16 protein-coding genes are annotated in these 18,262 nt (G+C 54.3%); 4 read left to right on the forward strand and 12 right to left on the reverse strand.

The features are described from left to right. Positions 1 to 81 precede the first annotated feature (81 nt). Positions 82 to 768, forward strand: coding sequence for a uracil-DNA glycosylase (gene ung / locus GQE98_RS14490; RefSeq protein ID WP_161316432.1), 687 nt, complete (start codon positions 82 to 84; stop codon positions 766 to 768). After that, a complete protein-coding gene (locus tag GQE98_RS14495; protein WP_161316433.1) occupies positions 765 to 1,520 on the forward strand; it encodes a glycerophosphoryl diester phosphodiesterase in 756 nt (251 codons plus the stop codon). Before ung ends, GQE98_RS14495 begins: the two co-directional genes overlap by 4 nt. Before the next feature lie 6 nt (positions 1,521 to 1,526). On the opposite strand, the gene GQE98_RS14500 is transcribed toward GQE98_RS14495, so the two are convergent. The 3 genes from GQE98_RS14500 to GQE98_RS14510 form a co-directional block, all read right to left on the reverse strand. Next, on the reverse strand, positions 1,527 to 3,152 hold the full coding sequence (locus GQE98_RS14500; protein ID WP_161316434.1) for a Na/Pi cotransporter family protein: 1,626 nt from the start codon (positions 3,150 to 3,152) through the stop codon (positions 1,527 to 1,529). A 135-nt stretch (positions 3,153 to 3,287) separates the two neighbouring features. Then, positions 3,288 to 4,469, reverse strand: a complete 1,182-nt coding sequence (locus GQE98_RS14505; RefSeq protein ID WP_161316435.1) for an iron-containing alcohol dehydrogenase — start codon at positions 4,467 to 4,469, stop codon at positions 3,288 to 3,290. Positions 4,470 to 4,479: 10 nt separating this feature from the next. Then, on the reverse strand, positions 4,480 to 5,871 hold the full coding sequence (locus GQE98_RS14510; protein WP_161316436.1) for an aldehyde dehydrogenase family protein: 1,392 nt from the start codon (positions 5,869 to 5,871) through the stop codon (positions 4,480 to 4,482). A gap of 210 nt (positions 5,872 to 6,081) precedes the next feature. Between GQE98_RS14510 and GQE98_RS14515 the strand changes: the two genes are divergently transcribed. After that, positions 6,082 to 6,834 (forward strand): DeoR/GlpR family DNA-binding transcription regulator, encoded by a 753-nt coding sequence (locus GQE98_RS14515; protein ID WP_161316437.1) that lies wholly within the window; start codon positions 6,082 to 6,084, stop codon positions 6,832 to 6,834. 20 nt (positions 6,835 to 6,854) lie between these two features. Here GQE98_RS14515 and GQE98_RS14520 read toward each other — a convergent pair whose 3' ends face one another. From GQE98_RS14520 to pdxR, 3 genes are all read right to left on the reverse strand, one after another. Next, positions 6,855 to 7,718 carry a type 1 glutamine amidotransferase gene (locus tag GQE98_RS14520; RefSeq protein ID WP_161316438.1) on the reverse strand — a complete coding sequence of 288 codons (864 nt, stop codon included), beginning with the start codon at positions 7,716 to 7,718 and terminating at the stop codon, positions 6,855 to 6,857. A 14-nt stretch (positions 7,719 to 7,732) separates the two neighbouring features. After that, positions 7,733 to 8,587: a TauD/TfdA dioxygenase family protein gene (locus tag GQE98_RS14525; protein WP_161316439.1), complete on the reverse strand. Its 855-nt coding sequence runs from the start codon at positions 8,585 to 8,587 to the stop codon at positions 7,733 to 7,735. Between the two features lie 121 nt (positions 8,588 to 8,708). Next, on the reverse strand, positions 8,709 to 10,154 hold the full coding sequence (gene pdxR, locus GQE98_RS14530; protein ID WP_202526325.1) for a MocR-like pyridoxine biosynthesis transcription factor PdxR: 1,446 nt from the start codon (positions 10,152 to 10,154) through the stop codon (positions 8,709 to 8,711). Between the two features lie 38 nt (positions 10,155 to 10,192). Between pdxR and GQE98_RS14535 the strand changes: the two genes are divergently transcribed. Continuing rightward, entirely contained in the window at positions 10,193 to 10,693 is a 501-nt protein-coding gene (locus GQE98_RS14535; protein WP_161316440.1) for a GNAT family N-acetyltransferase, read from the forward strand. Here GQE98_RS14535 and GQE98_RS14540 read toward each other — a convergent pair. The 6 genes from GQE98_RS14540 to GQE98_RS14565 all read right to left on the reverse strand — a co-directional run bounded on the left by GQE98_RS14540 (position 10,686) and on the right by GQE98_RS14565 (position 18,150). Further along, the gene (locus GQE98_RS14540; RefSeq protein WP_161316441.1) at positions 10,686 to 12,053 is read right to left on the reverse strand and encodes a glutamine synthetase family protein; all 1,368 of its coding nucleotides are present in this window, start codon (positions 12,051 to 12,053) and stop codon (positions 10,686 to 10,688) included. The genes GQE98_RS14535 and GQE98_RS14540 overlap by 8 nt on opposite strands. Before the next feature lie 38 nt (positions 12,054 to 12,091). Then, the gene (gene hisN, locus GQE98_RS14545) at positions 12,092 to 12,898 is read right to left on the reverse strand and encodes a histidinol-phosphatase (RefSeq protein WP_214646503.1); all 807 of its coding nucleotides are present in this window, start codon (positions 12,896 to 12,898) and stop codon (positions 12,092 to 12,094) included. A gap of 114 nt (positions 12,899 to 13,012) precedes the next feature. After that, positions 13,013 to 13,582, reverse strand: a complete 570-nt coding sequence (locus tag GQE98_RS14550) for a sarcosine oxidase subunit gamma (RefSeq protein WP_161316443.1) — start codon at positions 13,580 to 13,582, stop codon at positions 13,013 to 13,015. Then, positions 13,575 to 16,592: a sarcosine oxidase subunit alpha gene (locus GQE98_RS14555; RefSeq protein ID WP_161316444.1), complete on the reverse strand. Its 3,018-nt coding sequence runs from the start codon at positions 16,590 to 16,592 to the stop codon at positions 13,575 to 13,577. Before GQE98_RS14555 ends, GQE98_RS14550 begins: the two co-directional genes overlap by 8 nt. Further along, a complete protein-coding gene (locus tag GQE98_RS18475; RefSeq protein WP_161316445.1) occupies positions 16,589 to 16,888 on the reverse strand; it encodes a sarcosine oxidase subunit delta family protein in 300 nt (99 codons plus the stop codon). The genes GQE98_RS14555 and GQE98_RS18475 overlap by 4 nt, the downstream gene beginning before the upstream one ends. 11 nt (positions 16,889 to 16,899) lie before the next feature. Continuing rightward, positions 16,900 to 18,150: a sarcosine oxidase subunit beta family protein gene (locus GQE98_RS14565; RefSeq protein ID WP_161316446.1), complete on the reverse strand. Its 1,251-nt coding sequence runs from the start codon at positions 18,148 to 18,150 to the stop codon at positions 16,900 to 16,902. Positions 18,151 to 18,262 lie beyond the last annotated feature (112 nt).

Raw genomic sequence — 18,262 nt, forward strand, 5'->3', positions numbered from 1 at the left:
AACAGAATCATAATAGAAAAGGTGAAGAATTCTCCGAGGGATTGACATGAACCCTTTCCACCGACTTTAAGAGGGGCAGGTTTGAGCGACATTAAGCTGGAAAAAAGCTGGCTCGAGCAACTAAGGCCGGAGTTCGACAAGCCCTATATGCATGATTTGCGGCAGTTTCTATCGTCCGAGAAGGCGGCTGGGAAAATCATTTATCCGCCAGGCGACAATATTTTCGCGGCACTTGATCATACGCCTTTCAATAAGGTCAAGCTGGTTATTCTGGGGCAGGACCCCTACCACGGGCCGGGTCAGGCGCATGGCCTCAGCTTTTCCGTTCTACCCGGTGTCCCCACTCCGCCATCGTTACGGAACATCTATCAAGAATTGAATCGAGACCTCAATATCCCTACTCCAAGCCACGGCAATCTGGAACATTGGGCTGATCAAGGGGTTCTGCTGTTGAATGCCGTTCTTACCGTGGAAAAGGCGACCGCCGGAGCGCATCAGGGCAAGGGCTGGGAACGGTTTACTGACGCTGCCATCGCGGCGCTGAATGAGAAGCGCGACAATCTCGTCTTCATGCTCTGGGGCAATTATGCACAGAAAAAGGGTCGATTTATTGACCGGAAGAAGCATCTCGTGCTGCAAAGCCCGCATCCGTCTCCACTCTCCGCCCATCGCGGCTTCATCGGCAACGGCCATTTTTCAATGGCGAATGATTATCTTCAACGCACTGGACAGGCACCGATCGACTGGTCAGCAGGAGAATTGGTATGATACAAGCAGACGCAGTTTTTAGCCAAATGCCGAAAATCATCGGCCATCGCGGCGCCAGCGGCCATGCGCCGGAAAACACACTGGCCGCCCTACGCAAGGCGGCTGAGATAACAACCTCCTTCGTTGAAATTGACGTTACGATAACACGCGATTCCGTCGCCGTGATCCAGCATGACAGTGATGTACGCCGATGCACTAACGGCACAGGGCCTATCCTGCTCAAATCGCTTGAGGATGTCCGCGCCCTTGACGCCGGAAGCTGGTTCGCGCCTGAATTTGAAGGCGAGCGAATTCCGACCTTGAAAGAAGCGGTCGGTCTTGTGCAGGAACTTGGCCTTGGTCTTAATCTTGAGATCAAGCCCACAGCTGGCTGGCAGATCCCGACCACAAAGCAGGTCGCGAAGGAACTTCTCGATTGCTGGCCAGATGCACTGCCGCTGCTGATTTCTTCCTTCGCGGTGGAATGCCTGATTGAGGTAAGGCGGTATCTTCCTGATGTCCCGCTTGGTTACCTTACTTCTGCCATTCCGCCCGATTGGGAACGTCGGATGGCGGAATATGACTGCGCCTCCCTTCACTGCGAACGGCATTATGTGACAAAAGATCATGTCGATGCCATCAAGAGCGCGGGATATCGCGTGCTTGTCTATACTGTGAACGATCCGGAAGAAGCCAAGAAGCTGCTCGACTGGGGGGTGGATGCGGTCATTACCGACTTTCCCGACCGGATATTCTCCAAACTCGGGCAATAGCGCGGATTACTGTTCTTTCTGACCGGCGACTAGATAGGCATTCGACGACAGGACCGAGTTGATCCGCCGCATGTCACTGAGCAGGCTCAGGTGAATAGCACTTGCTTCCTGGTCAAGCATCTGATCATTTCTGAGGCGCCGCAAATGATCATTAACCGCCTTCCTTTCCGCTTCGCGGAATATCTGCTTGCGCTGGATCAGGTTACTGGCCGAAACCGCATTACCCGTCATCATCACACTGAACGACATGCGCAAATTATCCAGAACCATATCAAGCAGGCGCAATTCGTCCTGCAAATCCTCATCAGAAAGAGCAATCTGGTTTTTGTGAACCGTCTCCACAAGCTCCAGCATATTCATCACGACGATATTGCTGATATGGTCGATGGCTGTGGTGAAATTCAGGATTTCGGTACAACGTTTTTCATCCTGCTCATCCAGTGACTCCCGGCCAAGCTGCGTCAGGTAAGTTTTGATTGCCCCATCAAACTCCTTGATAATCGCGTTGTCTTCCCGGATTTTCCGGAAAAGATGTGTCTCTTTCCCGCCGAAGGTTTGACGGAGAGACCGGCACATCTTTTCGAGCACATCTCCCATCCTCAAGGTCTCGCGCACCGAGTTCGCCATGGCGAGTTGTGGGCTTTCCAGGGCGGCCTTATCAAGATATTGCGGTTGCGGCATATTGACGTCTTCTTCCGCATCCTCGGGGAGCAGACGCTCCGTCAACCGGCCAAGGGGACCCACAAAGGGCAGGAAAACCAAGGCACAGGCGAGATTGATCAAGGTATGGAAATTCACGATTTGACGCGCATGGTCAGCCTCGAAGGCGGAAAGCTGCGGCTCAAGCAACCCTATAAAGGGAATGATCGAAATAACAATAATCAGGCGACAGATAAGATTGGCAAGAGGGGCCCGGCGCGCGGCTTTTTCCGCCTTGAGTGTTGCCATTATCGGCGGTACGGCACCGCCAAGGTTGGCACCAAGAACAATCGCATAGGCAACATCAATCGGGAAATGACCGCTCAACGACAACGACAGCGCGAAAAGAACCGTCGCCAGGGAGGAATGCGCAATTAGGGTGATAATGGCCGCAATCAGGACCACAAGCACAGGCTCTCCGGACAGTGAGCTCAACACAAACTGCGACACAGAGGAATCGCGGATTGGTTCCGATGCGAGAGACAGCATTTTAAGGGCGCTCAACATGATGCCCAGACCCAGCATTATGCGCCCCAAATTCTTCGATCTTGTGGAAATTGCCGTGGCATGGCGAACATATCCGATAAACAGCAACACCGGCGCAAGCATCGAAAGATCAAGGCTAAGCACCTGAGCGACAAGGGTCGTTCCGACATCCGCCCCAAGAATGATGGCAATGGCCGCTGTCGCCGGCAGCAGGCCCCGTCCGGCAAAGGATGCCGTCAACAACGCCGTTGCTGTACTGCTTTGCAGCAGCATTGTCACCGTCAGCCCTCCAAAGAAGGCCCGAATACGATTCTTGAGACAGAATTTCAGAAAAAGGCCAAGTTCACGGCCAAAAGCGCGCACAACTCCCGTACTGACCATTCTGAGGCCCCACAGGAGAAGGGCCACGCCGCCCAACAGATTGATAAGAACAATTGTTCCGTCCAAAACGCTTGCCCCTTTGCCCGGTGAGCACCACCGGATTTATTAAAAAAACTTACTCAGTCTAATTGCATGCATAAACCCAAGAAAATCAACATTTTCCTGCAAAAGTCCCACAGAGTTTACCAGGGAGGACGATCACTATGCGTTCAAATCACCAGTTACTGCCTTTTCAAACAGACGCGCATACTCCTCTGATGTGAGTGAAATAGGATTACCACCCGCCGAAGGGTCCTCAACAGCCATCCGACCGACAAGCTCCGCCTTTGCCGTGTCGATATTCAGGGCTGACAAATCATTCGGGATTTCCAGTTCCTTACGGATCGCGAGAACCCAGGCCAGGAATGAGTCAAAGGATGGATTGGCAAGTCCAAGATAGGCGGACAACCGCACCATTCGATCCTTAATCACATCGCGGTTCCGAATCAACACATAAGGCATCAGGATCGCGTTCAGCATGCCGTGATGCGCATCGTAAAGCGCTCCCAGAGGGTGAGCGAGCGCATGCATTCCACCGAGACCACGCTGAAACGCCGTTGCGCCCATGGAGGAAGCAATCATCATTTGGCTGCGGGCGATAAGGTTATCCCCTTCAAACGTCGCTGTTGGCAGATATTCCTTCACCAAGCGAATGCCTTCAATGGCAATTCCTTCCGCCATCGGATGAAAATGCGGCGAACAGAACGCCTCCAGATTATGCGACAGCGCATCAATACCCGTCGCAGCGGTTATCATTTTGGGCAAGCCCACGGTCAGCGCCGGATCTGCAATCACGACGGCGGGCATCATCTTCGGATTGAAGACGATCCGCTTCACATGATTTGCCTCATCGGTGATGATGGAGGCACGCCCCACCTCGGAACCGGTACCTGATGTGGTCGGGATTGCAATGATTGGCGGCACGTCGCCTGCTGGAATATCTTCCCAATCACGGCCACCTTCAAGATAGCCGAACACAGTTTCCGTTTGATTGGCCATCACTGCAACGGCCTTGGCCGCGTCAATCCCGGACCCGCCGCCGAAGGCAATTACGCCATCATGACCACCAGCTTTATAGATCGCGACACCCTCATCGACATTTTCCCCAACCGGATTTGCCTTGATATTACTGTAAAGGCCGCAGCCGATACCCGCCTCTTTGCAGGAGTCCATGGCTTCCTGAATCATCGGAAGCGCCGCAAGGCCCGGATCCGTTACCAGAAGCGGGTTCTTCATCCCCACTTCCTTGCAGGTTTCCCCAAGTTCCCGCAGTCGACCAATTCCGAACCGCATGGCAGTCGGGTAGTTCCAGTTCCCTATGAGGGCGCTCGCGTCAGTTGCCATCTATAACCCCTTAAATTTTAGTCCGTAAATGATATGATTTTGGCCGCGTCAGGCTTTCATAGCCCACCGACGACAAGGTACAGCCGCGCCCCGAATTTTTCACACCCGTCCAGGCAAGCGCCGGATCAAGATAATCGCAACGGTTCATAAACCACGTACCGGTCGCGACCTGATCGCCAATGCGGATCGCCGCCTCTTCGTCATTTGTCCAGACGGACGCGGTGAGGCCGAACTCACTATCATTCATCAGGCGGATCGCTTCCTCATCGGAGGCAACTTTCATGATACCCACAACCGGGCCAAAGCTCTCCTCGGTCATGATCCGCATGCTGTGATCAACATCGACAACCACATCCGGGGCGAGATAAGGCGTACCCGGCTTGTCTTCCGGGAAAAGTTTCGGGTCAATCAGAGATTTAGCCCCTGCCTTCACCGCATCAGCTACCTGCCCGCGCACAAAGTCCGCGGCCTTCGCATTGACCAACGGGCCAAGTGTTGTCTCCGGATCAACCGGGGAGCCGAGCTTATACTCCTTCACCACATCAACAAACTTTGCAACGAAGTCATCATAAACGTCAGCATGGACATAAATCCTCTCAATCCCGCAGCAGGACTGACCAGAATTGAACATTGCGCCATCAACAAGATTTTCCGCGGCATAGGACACATCGGCATCGGCGCGGACATACGCCGGATCCTTGCCGCCAAGTTCCAGCCCGACACCAATGAAATGCCCGACGGCGGCCTCTTCAATGGCTTTACCCGCCGGGACGGAGCCCGTAAAACAGACAAAGTTTACCTTGTCGGATTGAATGATAGACGCAGCGGTCTGGTGACTGGCGACAACGACCTGGAATAGATCTTTGGGTAAGCCTGCCTCGACAAAGGCTTCGACCATCCGCTCCCCGCAGAGATGAGTCTGCGTGGCATGCTTCAGGATAACGGCATTACCCGCCATCAACGCCGGAACAATGGAATTCACCGCCGTCATATAAGGGAAATTCCAGGGCGCAATGGTAAAGACCACGCCAACAGGCTCTCGCTTGATATAGCGTGTAAAGCCTTCTTTTTCGGGAACCTCAACGGTTTGCAGCGCTTTCTCGGCAATTGAGATCATATGGCGAGAGCGTTCCTCAAAGCCACCTACCTCACCTGCGCCGAATTTGACCGGTCGGCCCATCTGCCAGGCGAGTTCCTCAACAATCACATCTTTCTTGGAAACAAAACGATCAACGCATTTTTGAAGCAACGCCGCTCGTTCCGCAATCGGCACCAGGCGCCATTCCCGCTGGGCCGCCTGCGCGGCATCAAGCATATCATCAATCGTCGATAGGGGCGTATAGGCTCGCTCTACATAGAGACTACCATCCACCGGGCTGAACGTTTTTAAACTTTCCGACATCTATATTCTCCAATCTAGGCGATTGATATGTCTATCATTATTCAAAAAAATTCTAACCTGATTTTTTTGCTAAAACATGATTTGTGTAAGTATTTTTGTGGCCTGAAAGGGCCAAGAATGTGGACTTCCACAATTTGCTGTAATTATCTCCAAAAGATGCTACTTTTCCTATGAAAAGTCTTCTATTGGTTGTTCAGGAGGGGTGGCAAGATGAAACAGACGAAACGACAACTCGCCATTATGAACATGCTACAGGTTGAAAAATCCTGCGGGATAATCGATCTAGCGAAGAAGTTAGGGGTTTCGGATGAAACGATTCGCCGCGACATCAAGGAAATGGCGAAATTCGGTGCCGTGGAAAAAATCCACGGCGGCGTGATGCTCCCCAACACTGCACTTGAAGCACCGTTTTTACGTCGCCTTGAGGTTCAACGCCCGGTCAAGAAACGAATTGCGGAACTTGCCGCCTCTCTCATCCTCGACGGAGAAACCCTGCTGATTGATAATGGCAGCACGTCCTGCTACGTGGCGAAAGCACTGAGTTCGCACCGAAATTTGACGGTGGTCACCAACTCGACAGAAGTCGCGCGCGATCTTTGCGCCCGCAATAATAACAAGGTATATATGGCGGGCGGTGAACTCCGGGCGGACGATAGCGCGGCCTATGGACCGACGGCGGTGAACTTTGCCAAACAATTCGCAACGGAACGGGTCATACTCTCGATTGCCGCGATTAGTGCCGAACAGGGGTTTCTGGATTGTGATCTTGGCGAGGCTGAGTTCAAGCGGGCGATCCTGCCTCAGACCGCCAGTGTTATCGTCGTTGCCGATCATACAAAATTCAATCGACCAGGAGTAGTCAAGGTATGCGATTTTGGCGCTGTTGACCTTCTCCTGACCGATCAACTGCCCCCGCAGAGCATTATTGACAAAATTGGTCGCGACCGAATCCTGATTGCCTGAAATTTTACCAGACTGTATTCCTAATCGTTCAGGCGGGGATGAATTTTTACTTTAATCCAGTTGCGAACTTCCTGCTGCTTGATGCTGTCTGTCAACACATCGTCATCCACGCCAAGCTGCCATCTCAGGTGGCTGGCGGCCGGATGTTCATGTAACGCCTGCATCTTGGAGATAAACCGGTCCGCATCCTCCAGCGACGCAAAATTTCCCTGCTTTGTCAGCCCCTCACGGCGCCAGCGGCAGAGGCTCGCCACCTCGTTGAAGTCATACTCCGGATGATATTGCACCGCCCAGAAACTGCCGCCCTTATGGGTCACGTCAACCGCCTGCACACGGGTGAAATCATTTCCGGCAAGCAAGACGGCCCCCTCGGGCAGCTCCGAGACTTCATCCTCATGACTGGTAAAACCATCAAACACCAATTTTTTGCCAGCAAACATCGGATGGGCCCGTCCCGCGTCATTCAGACTTATCTTGCGGGCAAGGCCAAACTCCCGCCCTTTGGGATTCTTTGCGCATTTGCCGCCCGCAGCTGTTACCGCCATCTGCGCCGCCCAGCAGCTTCCGAACATGGGAACCTGCGCTTCATAAGCCGCCTTGGCGAACGCGATCTGGCGGGTCACGCGCGGGTCCGCCTCATCATGAATGGTCAGGCTCGATCCCGTCCAGCAGATTCCGTGATAGCCATCAAGAGCAGTGCCGGAAGGAAGCCTGCAATCTGCATCCGCCGGAAAAACGATGTCCACCTCGCATCCAGACTCGCACTCTTTCAGCATTTGCGCATAGAGATCACCCGCAAGTGTTCCGCCATTGTCGGCCAAGGGACCGCGATGATCCTCCGGATAGCCGTCAAGTACAAGAAATCGCGCCGTTTTGCCCACCATTTTCAGACTTATCCTTATACAGGGCGCGTATCGCCGCCAATGGTGACCCGGCGCATAAACCGCCGATATTGAACATAGTCATTCATCGCATAATGCTGGGTGCAGCGGTTATCCCACATGGCGACGGATTTCTCCTGCCAGCGGAAGCGGCAAAAAAATTCGGGCTTGGTCGAGAACTCATAAAGATATTTCAGCAGCGGCGCGCTTTCCGCATCCGTCATGCCCTTGATGCGAAGGGTGAACATCGGGTTGACGAAAATGCTCTTGCGGCCGGAAATTTCATGGGTCCGGATCAGCGGATGCTCGACTTCCACTTCCACTGCCTCAGAATATTTATACTTAAGGCTATGCTTGCCTTCATATTTATCGCGCGTGTGACGCGGATCGAAGGCCACACTCGCCGAATGCACGGCAACCAGACCATCCAGAAGCTCCTTCATGCCATCGGAGAGAGCGTCATAGGCCGCCTCCATGCTGGCCCAAAGCGTATCACCGCCAACTGGCGGGATATCAATCCCGTAGAGCATGGTAATAATTGTCGGCTTTTCGAAGAATGTGTTGTCCGTGTGCCAGCCTGTCCCGAAGGACGCGCCCTCACCCGCCGGTTTCAGAACCTCAATCAGTTCAGGGTGGGCGTTCGAGCCTTCGACGATGGGATGCACTTCCGGGGTGCCAAAACGACGGGCAAATTCAAGCTGGCCCTCCGGCGTGATCTCCTGATTGCGAAAGAAAACAACATGATTATCGACAAGCGCATCATGAACATCCTGAAATTGCTCGTCAGAAAGGGTTTTTGATAGATCTACACCAGCTATCTCCGCGCCAATACAGGACGTAAGTGGTTGAACTTCAATTGTATTATGACCCATGGCAACCCCCGTTTTCCGGATTTGTTGAATATGTCGATAGAAATTAGGTAAGTCATTCCTTGCCAAGATCATAGTACCAGTTTTACCCATTCATATCTACCAGATTGACAGCGGATCAGCCCTACATTAGGGCGGCAAGCCGTTTGATTCCCTCCTCTATTCGGTCAGTCGCGATGGAGGAGAAACCCAGACGGAAGTGCCGCAGGCCTGCTTCCGGCGCCATGAAATGAACGGCGCCCGGTTCCAGCACCACTCCCTGATCGAGGGCCCGGGCCGCCAGTTTTTCTGAGTTAAGTCCCTCTGGCCCCTTGATCCAGAAGCTGGTGCCGCCAAAACGCGGAGCCGTCGTCATGCCGGGCATATGGGCTGCCAGCGCCGCCTCCATGCGGTGCCAGCGCTCACCATAAGCCTTGTGAAGCTTGTGGATGTAGGAGAGATGATACCCTTGCGCAATGAAAAGGGCCGTCGTCCGCTGATTATTGCTGGGCACATGACGAAGCATCAAGCGCCGAAGGGCCCGCAATTCTCTTATCAGGCGTTCCGGCGCGACAATATAGCCGAGCCGAAGGCCCGGAAACATGGATTTGGAGAGACTGCCGACATAGATGATCCGCCCTTCATCATCCTCCGATTTGAGGGCAGGAACAGATTCCCCTCTATAGTTGGTATCGCTCTCGAAATCATCCTCGATCAGGAGGGAGTTATTTTCCGCCGCAGACGCGAGAATTGCCTTGCGCCGCTCTGGTGACAAGGTCACCGTTGTCGGGCACTGATGACTGGGCGTGATATAGAGAATATCTGATGTCGCAACCTTCTCATCGATCACGACCCCGTCACCATCAACATCAAGTGGCAGGAGCGATACACCGCGTCGGTCGAAGATATTGCGCGCGTCCGGATACCCCGGATTCTCGACCCCAACAGTTACACCTTCCCGCATCAGCAGGGCCGCGATGAGATAGAGCGCATTCTGTGCACCGAGGGTAATCAGAATTTCATTCTTTTCAGCATAAATCCCGCGCTTTGGCAGTAGCTTTGAGCGAATCTCACTGATCAATTCGGGGTCGTCCGCCATCACGGCATCATTCGCCCAATCCCGCATGACGAGCCGGCTCATTGCCTGACGGGAGCATTCACGCCAGGCCGGCAGGGGAAACAGGCTGGCATCCGGTTGTCCATAAACGAAGGGATAGGGATAGTCCTGCCAATTCAGGGGCTTGACGACGTTTCTTTGCGTACCGAGACGACCATCAAGCCAATTTTCCCAATCCACCTTGCTCCCATTTGCGCCGCCCGAGTCCCTCAACTGCGGCGTCTCTATTTTTGCGGCGATATCACTGACGCGATAGCCGGACCGAGGCAAGGCAATCAGAAAACTTCCCTCAACCAGCTTGTCATAAACGATCATCACGGTCGTTCGCGAAATCCCGAGATCCTTCGCGAGCTGCCGACTGGACGGCATTTTTTCACCCGCAGCGATCTGGCCATTCATCAGGGCCGCAATAATCTGTTCTCGCAATTGATTCTGAACCGGTTTTTGTAATTCCCGATCAATAGTAAAAAGCACCTTGCCGAACCCCGGATAAAGGAAGATAAAATATTGCCATGGCCCATGATAGGAATATTTTCGAGATGTTGTCACCGCCGAAGATTAGACCCGCCGCGGAAAAAGATTGTCCGGCGATGACAGAAGTTGCGCTGACATCGAAGGCTTTTTGGGGGTATTCCGATGACTTCATGAAAGGCTGTGAAGCCGCCCTTACCGTGAAGCCGTGGATGATTGAAGACTGGCAGAGCGGCGTGGTGGAAGATGATGGCAGCATTGCCGGATTTTATCTCGCTTCTTTTGATCTGGAGGAAGCGGAATTGCAACTGCTTTATGTCTCCCCCCTCGCCATGGGGAAAGGATACGGGCGGGCTCTTATCAGGGACGCGTCGGAAAAGGCAGTGCGCCTAGGCTATAAACACCTGCGGATTGAAGCCGATCCGAATGCCACTGGCTTTTACCGGAAAATGGGCGCAAGGCAGATCGGGTGGTGCCGGTCAGAGGTTGAGGTTTCCCGTGAACTTCCCCTCCTGAACCTGCCATTAAGACCGATCAAATAATCTCGAAATAGCGTTGCATTTCCCAGTCGGTAATGGCTTTGCGGAACTCCCGTTCTTCCCATTCACGGGTAACGACGTAATGATCGACGAACGCATCACCAAAAAGATCCCGCGCCGCCGTCGATTTTTTTAGTGCCTGGGCCGCGTCCCACAATGTTTTGGGCAACGTGAGTTCATCGGGGAATTCCTGGTCATAGGCGTTGCCGACAACCCCCGCCGTCGGCTCGATCTTGTTTTCGATCCCCCAAAGGCCGGAACCAAGCGCGGCGGCAATGGCAATATGCGGATTTATATCAGCAGCGGCGATCCGGTATTCAACACGTTGCGATTTGCTGGACCCGGGAATTGCCCGAAGCGCGGTAGTTCGATTATCGATGCCCCAGCTTGCTTCCGTCGGCGCCCAGAAACCGGGTATCATTCGTGTATAGCTATTGATCGTCGGGGCAATCATGGCAAGGAGTTCCGGCATCAGCTTCTGCTGACCGCCGATAAAATACCGCATTGTGTCGCTGAAATTTCCTTCTTTACTCTCATCGAAGAAGAGCCCTTCTCCATCCTTGCCCTGAAGCGAAAGATGGATATGGCCGCTCTGGCCGGGAACGTCCTTTGACCATTTTGCCATGAAGGTCGCCATCAGATCATTTTTCTGCGCGAGTATTTTGGTGAAGGTCTTGAACAGCGCACCCTTGTCAGCAGCTTTCAGCGCCTCATCATAGACAATCGCCGCCTCCAGCACCCCAGGACCGGTTTCCGTGTGCAATCCTTCGATCGGCATATCCATTTCCTCGCAGAGGGCGAGAAGCTGCTCATAGAAATTATGCTCGACAGAAGCGCGGAGGAACGAATAGCCGAAATTACCCGGCGTGAAAGTATTGAGATCAGTGTAGTTCTTCTCGCGCACCGAATCCGGTGTCTCGTTAAAGAGGAAAAACTCAAATTCACAGGCGGCGGTTGCCTTTATTCCCATACCCTCTGCCCGCTTGATAACCCGCTTCAGGGTCTGCCGGGGGCATACATGAGCCGCTCGATCCTCAAACTCCAGAAGGAAAAACAACATGTTATCTTCCATCGGGAGTTCCCGACAACTATCGATAACAGGCTTTACCATGGCATCAGCATAGCCGTTCGACCAGCCGGTATAACTATCCGTATCATAAAGCTGGTCATTCACGTCCCAGCCCAGAACCACGTCACAGAAACCAAAACCACTTTCAAGAATGCTGAAGAATTTATCTTTGCTCAGGTACTTGCCGCGCAGAACACCATCGATATCAAAGATGCCAACCTTCACGAAACTAAGGTCGCGATCCTCTATGATACTACGGGCATCAGTTACTGTCTTAACGAAACGCGCGTCCATTAATTCTTCCTTCTTGATACGCCAATTACCAGTTTAGGCTAACCGCCCAGAAAGCTAAGTGCCTGTTGATGAAGTTCCTTGGTTGCTGCTGCGATTATTGTGCCGTTTGAATTCAGATCAGGCCGGTTCCCTGACCAGTCAGTGATAACCCCGCCAGCCTCTTCGATAACCGGGACGAGCGCCATATAATCATAGGACTGCAAGCCGGTCTCTATTGCCAGATCGGCCCAGCCGGAGGCCACCATTGCATAGATATAGCAATCCCCCCCATAGCGACGGATGCGGGTTTTCTCGCTCAACTTGTTAAAATTTGCCCGGTTCTCAGGTGAGAAATACTCGACTGAAGTCGTCATCAGGATAGCATCTTCCAGCGATTTACAATCGCTGGTCCGGCAAGGCACACCGTTGAAAAAACAGCCTTTTCCCTTAACCCCGACCCAGAATTCTTCAAGCTCTGGCATGGAGATTGCGCCGATTTGCACATCCTGGTCCCGCGCATAGGCGATCAGCGTCCCATAGAGCGGCAAGCCCGAGATAAAACTCTTGGTACCGTCGATCGGATCAACCACCCAGATTTCCGACAGCTCTGCGCCGTCAAATCCATGTTCTTCGCCAAGAATACCGTGCTCCGGATAACGCTCCGTAATCATCTCCCGAAGACGGGTCTCGCATTCCCTATCGGCAATAGTCACCGGGGAATTATCGAGTTTCTGGATAACATCTATGGGTTTACGGAAATAAGACCGGGTGACCGAAGCGGCGGTCGCGGCCAACGAGCAGGTAAAATTCGCCAGATCGGCGAGCTCACCTTCGACAGGGGCTGTCATTAAATTTGTTTTGGACATGTCCTCACGAGGCGCCAGTGGGTTCAGGTTAATCCTACATAGCAGCAGTGACGATGCAACTCCACATTTTTCCGCAACTTTTCAGGGTTAACCAACAAAATCCATAAAAACCGGTCAATCGGCCAGACGATACTCGGCCAGTGCCTCCGCCAGCCAGGCCCCGACATAGCGACTGAAGGAACTACGGACATAAATGTGAAACCTGTCCTCTTCCACCTGTTCAACGATAGCCTGTGCCTTGGCTATCAGGGTCTGAAGACAATCACCGGGCGCAAAAACACGCGGATGAAAATCCACCTCGGAACTTTTCATCAGCGCATGGTGACAATGTGGGCCAGATAACTCAAAAATCGTGCGATTGGCGCTCAAGTTATTAACAGCAAAATGCTGCCCTTTGAGAGCGCCTTCAAGGTTCTGGACAAGCGTTGCCGCCTCCCCCTCACCGACCAACAGCCATTCATCCGGGGAGAGCCAAAGCGCCTTAAATTCTTTCCCTGTCGCAGCTTTGTTGGGCGTTTCCGGCAAGTCGATACCGGTTGCGGTCTTCACTGCCGTCATGAAGGACGCATCCTCCGCGTCCCCGCGTAAATTTACCTGTGCGCGCGGGGAAAGTTCCGTCAAGCCGTCGGGAAAGGCACTCGCAATTGCGGCAGCGGGGGTGATCCAGAATTCTGTCTCAGCCATTTAAACGATCCCCTTCCTTGTCATAAAAGACCGGGTCGACAATCTCGGCCGTCACGGTCCGTTTATCCAGCGGAGCAAAAATCTTCTGTCCCTTACGTCCATGTCCACCCTTGACGAGTGCGAGTGCGATCGACCGGCCAAGCGCCGCGCTGTAATAACTCGACGTCACATGCCCCGCCATCGGAATAGGCTTCGGTACATTCGGATCAAAAACAAGCTGAGATCCTTCGGGTAATACGTCGTCTGGAGTTTCGGTCAGGAGCCCGACCAACTGCTTACGATCCGGGCGGGCCGTATCACTCCGCGTGAAGGACCGTTTACCAATAAAGTCGGGCTTTTTCTTGGAGACAATCCAGTCCATGCCAAGATCTTGTGGCGTGGTGGTACCGTCGGTTTCCTGCCCGACAATGATGAAACCTTTTTCGGCCCGCAGGATATGCATGCTTTCCGTGCCGTAAGGGGTGATATCAAATTCCGCGCCCGCCGCCATCACGGCTTTCCACAGCGCAAGGCCGCAGGTCCAGGGCACATTGATCTCATAGGTCAGTTCGCCGGTAAAACTGATGCGGAAGATGCGGGCATTGATCCCGGCAACCTCTCCTTCCTTGAACGAAAGGAACGGGAAGTTCTCGTGGGACAGGTCCATCTCCGGCGCGAGCTTTTCAAGCACTGCGCCTGCCTTCGGCCCGGTAATGGAGACAGTCGCCCATTGCTCGGTGACCGAGGTACAGTAAACTTTAAGCTCCGGCCATTCGGTTTGCAGATATTCCTCCAGCCAGTCGAGAACACCTGCCGCCCCGCCTGTGGTCGTCGTCATCAGGAAACGATCCTCCGCCAGCCGCGCCGTGGTGCCATCATCAAAGACCATGCCGTCCTCATGACACATCAGGCCGTAGCGCACCCGTCCGATCCCGAGTTTAGCCCAGGCGTTGGTATAAATGCGGTTCAGGAACTCCGCCGCATCGGGCCCGCGAATATCGATCTTGCCGAGGGTTGAGGCATCGAGGACCCCGACACTATTCCTGACGGCAAGACATTCCCGGTTTAGTGCTTCCTGCATCGTCTCACCCTGCTTTGGGAAATACCAGGGGCGTTTCCATTGCCCGACATTTTCGAACAGGGCGCCATTTTTCACATGCCAGTCATGGATGCTGGTCACGCGGACCGGGTCGGACCAGTCGCCAAGGTTGCGCCCGGCCAGCGCGCCATAGGAGACCGGCGTATAGGGCGGACGGAACGTCGTCGTGCCGACCTTGGGGATTGGTTTGTCGAGGATTCCGGAAAGAATGGCCAGTGCGTTGATATTCGATGTTTTTCCCTGATCCGTCCCGAATCCCGTCAAGGTATAGCGTTTGATATGCTCAACGGACTCGAAGCCTTCGCGCACCGCTAGCTCGATATCCGCCGCTGTGGTGTCATTTTGCAAATCGACAAAATGTTTCGCCATCCCCTCCCCAACTGGGCGTGAGCTTGGGACGATCCAGTACGGCTCAACGCTGCCAACTGCAGGTTCATCAATTTCTGGAGCTGCGGGCTTGCGCTTCGGGGTGAAACCAGTCGCGCGCGCCGCATCCGCCCCCGCCTTGTATCCGCCCGCAAGACATTCTTTTACAGAGAACTGACCGGCGAGTGCGCCAGCCACCTGTTGCGCCTGCCGGGACTTTCCGGGCAGGAAACAGACTTTTTCCTCATCATATTCCAGCTGGCCCTGTGACTGGCTGAAAAGATGGACAACCGGGCTCCATCCACCGGACATGGCGACAAGATCGCAATCGATATTGCGCTCTATGGTCGTATAAACCTTTGCCCCCTTCTGAATTTTGCGAACCTCGACGCTACTCACCCTTTTGCCGCCACTGGTCCCGGTGATTGCATGCCCCGCCAGTATCTCGATATCGAGAGCGCGAGCCGCATCGACCAACTCCCCGGTTGGTTCCGTTCGACAATCGATTATCGCAACGACATCGCCGCCCGCCGCCTGCAGGTCAATCGCCGCCTCATAAGCCGTATCATTATTTGTGAACAAAACCATCTTCTTGCCCGGAAGGACGCCATAGCGATTGACGTAAGTCTGCACAGACCCCGCCAGCATGATTCCCGGACTGTCGTTATCGGCAAATACCAGCGGCCGTTCATGAGCCCCGGTGGCGAGCACGACTTGTCCCGCGCGAATATGCCAAACCCGCTGTCGTACCTTACCCTTTCGTTCTGCTGCGGGAAGGTGGTCCGTCTTCTGTTCCAGTACGCAGAGATAGTTATGATCGTAATAACCGAAGGCCGTTGACCGACGCAGCAAGGTGACATCGGGCATGGCCTCCAGCTCCGCGACCATGTCGGCAATCCAGGCTGTCTCATCCTTGCCGCCAATCTGGCGTTTTCTGGAGAGTAGGCTCCCGCCGAATTCGTTCTGTTCATCAACCAGCAGGACCCGAGCCCCCGCACGCCCCGCCGCCATCGCCGCCATCAGGCCCGCCGGACCGCCACCAACCACCATCACCTCCACATGAAGATGCATATGATCATAGATGTCGGGATCACCCATTGCGGGCGCCTTGCCCCAACCCGCAGCGCGACGGATGACCGGTTCATACAGCTTCATCCACATGGAGCGCGGCCACATGAAGGTCTTGTTATAAAATCCCGCTGTCATGATCTTGGCAAAGAGACCATTGATCGCGCTGATATCAAGCTCCAAATTCGGCCAGACATTGACGCTGGAGGCTTTGAGACCCTCGTAAAGTGAAATCTGTGTTGCGCGGATATTGGGCTCGGTTGTCGCCCCCTCCCCCAGCTGGACCATGGAGTTCGGCTCTTCTGCCCCGGCGGCGACAATGCCGCGCGGCCGGTGGTACTTGAAACTCCGCCCCAGAAGATGCACACCGTTCGCCAGCAGGGCCGAAGCAAGCGTGTCGCCCTCATAGCCGATGTAGCTTTGGCCGTTGAAGGTGAAATTTATTGCCTTCTTGCGGTCGATACGCCCGCCTGAGGTGGTCCGAAAGGCTTGCGTCATTTCGTACCTCCTGCGGATTTCGGCAGTTTGGGTGGTTTCTCGCCCATCTTGTAGGAGCCAACTATCTCATGAGTGACCGTGTTGCGGAACACGTTGAACCAGCGACGACAACCATGGCTGTGCAGCCATCGTTCGGCGAAGTAGCCTTTCGTATTGGTCCGCATGAAAAGAAACTCCGCCCATTCCGTATCTTCGAGTTTGGCAGGATCCTCTGGACGGGCGATATGCGCCTCTCCGCCGTAGCGGAATTCTGTTTCGTGCCGTTTGCCGCACCAGGGGCAGTCGATATTAAGCATCTTGTCCCCTCCTAATGGGCGACGCCAGCGGCGCCATGTTCATCGATGAGCGCGCCACTTTCAAACCGCGAGAGGCTGAACGGCGCGTTGAGCGGATGCGGCTCGTCTTTTGCGAGCGTATGGGCGAAGCACCAGCCAGAGCCCGGCGTTGCCTTGAACCCGCCAGTGCCCCAGCCGCAGTTAAAATAGAGCCCTTCCACGGAGGTGCCGGACAGGATCGGCGACGCATCGGGGCAGGTATCGACGATGCCTCCCCATGTCCGCATCATGCGCACCCGGCTGAAAATCGGGAAGAGTTCAAGACAGGCACCAAGCTGATGCTCGATCACATGAAAGCTGCCCCGCTGGGCATAGGAATTATAGCTATCTATGCCTGCCCCCATAACCAGTTCCCCCTTGTCTGACTGGCTGACATAAACATGTACCGCGCCCGACATCACCACGCAGTCAATCACTGGCTTGATCGGCTCGGAGACGAGCGCCTGGAGCGGATGGCTATCGACTGGTAAACGGATACCCGCCATTTCCGCGATGACCGAACTGTGTCCCGCCGCTACGACGCCAATTTTCTTCGCTGAAATATCCCCGCGTGTTGTCTCCACGCCTGTGACCTTGCCGTCTTTACGCTTGATGCCCGTCACTTCGCAGTTCTGGATAATATCAACACCGAGCGCGTCCGCTGCACGCGCAAATCCCCAGGCGACACTGTCGTGGCGGGCAACGCCCCCACGCCGCTGCAGGGTTGCGCCAAGAACTGGGTGACGCGCTGATTTAGAGATGTTGATGATCGGGCAGAAGTCCTTAACCCCCTCTGCGTCCAGCCATTCCGCATCGACGCCATTGAGACGGTTTGCATTGACCCGCCGCACGCCCTCACGGACATCGCCGAGGCTATGGGCGAGATTAAGCACGCCGCGCTGGCTCAGCATAACGTTATAGTTGATATCCTGCGACAGCCCTTCCCAGAGCTGGAGCGATTTCTCGTAGATCGCGGCGCTTTCATCCCAGAGATAGTTGGAACGGACAATAGTCGTGTTACGTGCTGTATTCCCGCCACCGAGCCAGCCTTTTTCCAGCACGGCGACATTGGTGATCCCATGTTCCTTCGCGAGGTAATAGGCGGTGGCAAGGCCATGACCGCCCCCGCCGATGATGATCACGTCGTATTCCGGCTTCGGCTCCGGGCTGCGCCACTGCTTCGGCCAGTCTTTATGGCCGGTAAGCGCGTTGCGCGCGATCGTGAAGATCGAATATTTCACCATAAAAAACCTCGCTCAGTCGGCATCAACGGGACCTTGCCATCTTAGCAACTGAACTATCTGTCGCAAACGGTCATTTACTAAAATATTAGCGACATCAGCATTTTCACTATTG

Origin of the sequence: Sneathiella litorea, assembly GCF_009882915.1 — a bacterium.
GTDB lineage: Bacteria > Pseudomonadota > Alphaproteobacteria > Sneathiellales > Sneathiellaceae > Sneathiella > Sneathiella litorea.

Bases quoted from the DNA above. Each gene is read 5' to 3' on its own strand.
- GQE98_RS14495 (WP_161316433.1), top strand. From the start codon at position 765: ATGATACAAGCAGACGCAGTTTTTAGCCAAATGCCGAAAATCATCGGC.
- GQE98_RS14505 (WP_161316435.1), bottom strand. From the start codon at position 4,469: ATGGCAACTGACGCGAGCGCCCTCATAGGGAACTGGAACTACCCGACT.
- GQE98_RS14510 (WP_161316436.1), bottom strand. From the start codon at position 5,871: ATGTCGGAAAGTTTAAAAACGTTCAGCCCGGTGGATGGTAGTCTCTAT.
- GQE98_RS14515 (WP_161316437.1), top strand. From the start codon at position 6,082: ATGAAACAGACGAAACGACAACTCGCCATTATGAACATGCTACAGGTT.
- GQE98_RS14520 (WP_161316438.1), bottom strand. From the start codon at position 7,718: ATGGTGGGCAAAACGGCGCGATTTCTTGTACTTGACGGCTATCCGGAG.
- GQE98_RS14525 (WP_161316439.1), bottom strand. From the start codon at position 8,587: ATGGGTCATAATACAATTGAAGTTCAACCACTTACGTCCTGTATTGGC.
- GQE98_RS14535 (WP_161316440.1), top strand. From the start codon at position 10,193: ATGGCCCATGATAGGAATATTTTCGAGATGTTGTCACCGCCGAAGATT.
- GQE98_RS14540 (WP_161316441.1), bottom strand. From the start codon at position 12,053: ATGGACGCGCGTTTCGTTAAGACAGTAACTGATGCCCGTAGTATCATA.
- hisN (WP_214646503.1), bottom strand. From the start codon at position 12,898: ATGTCCAAAACAAATTTAATGACAGCCCCTGTCGAAGGTGAGCTCGCC.
- GQE98_RS14550 (WP_161316443.1), bottom strand. From the start codon at position 13,582: ATGGCTGAGACAGAATTCTGGATCACCCCCGCTGCCGCAATTGCGAGT.
- GQE98_RS14555 (WP_161316444.1), bottom strand. From the start codon at position 16,592: ATGACGCAAGCCTTTCGGACCACCTCAGGCGGGCGTATCGACCGCAAG.
- GQE98_RS18475 (WP_161316445.1), bottom strand. From the start codon at position 16,888: ATGCTTAATATCGACTGCCCCTGGTGCGGCAAACGGCACGAAACAGAA.
- GQE98_RS14565 (WP_161316446.1), bottom strand. From the start codon at position 18,150: ATGGTGAAATATTCGATCTTCACGATCGCGCGCAACGCGCTTACCGGC.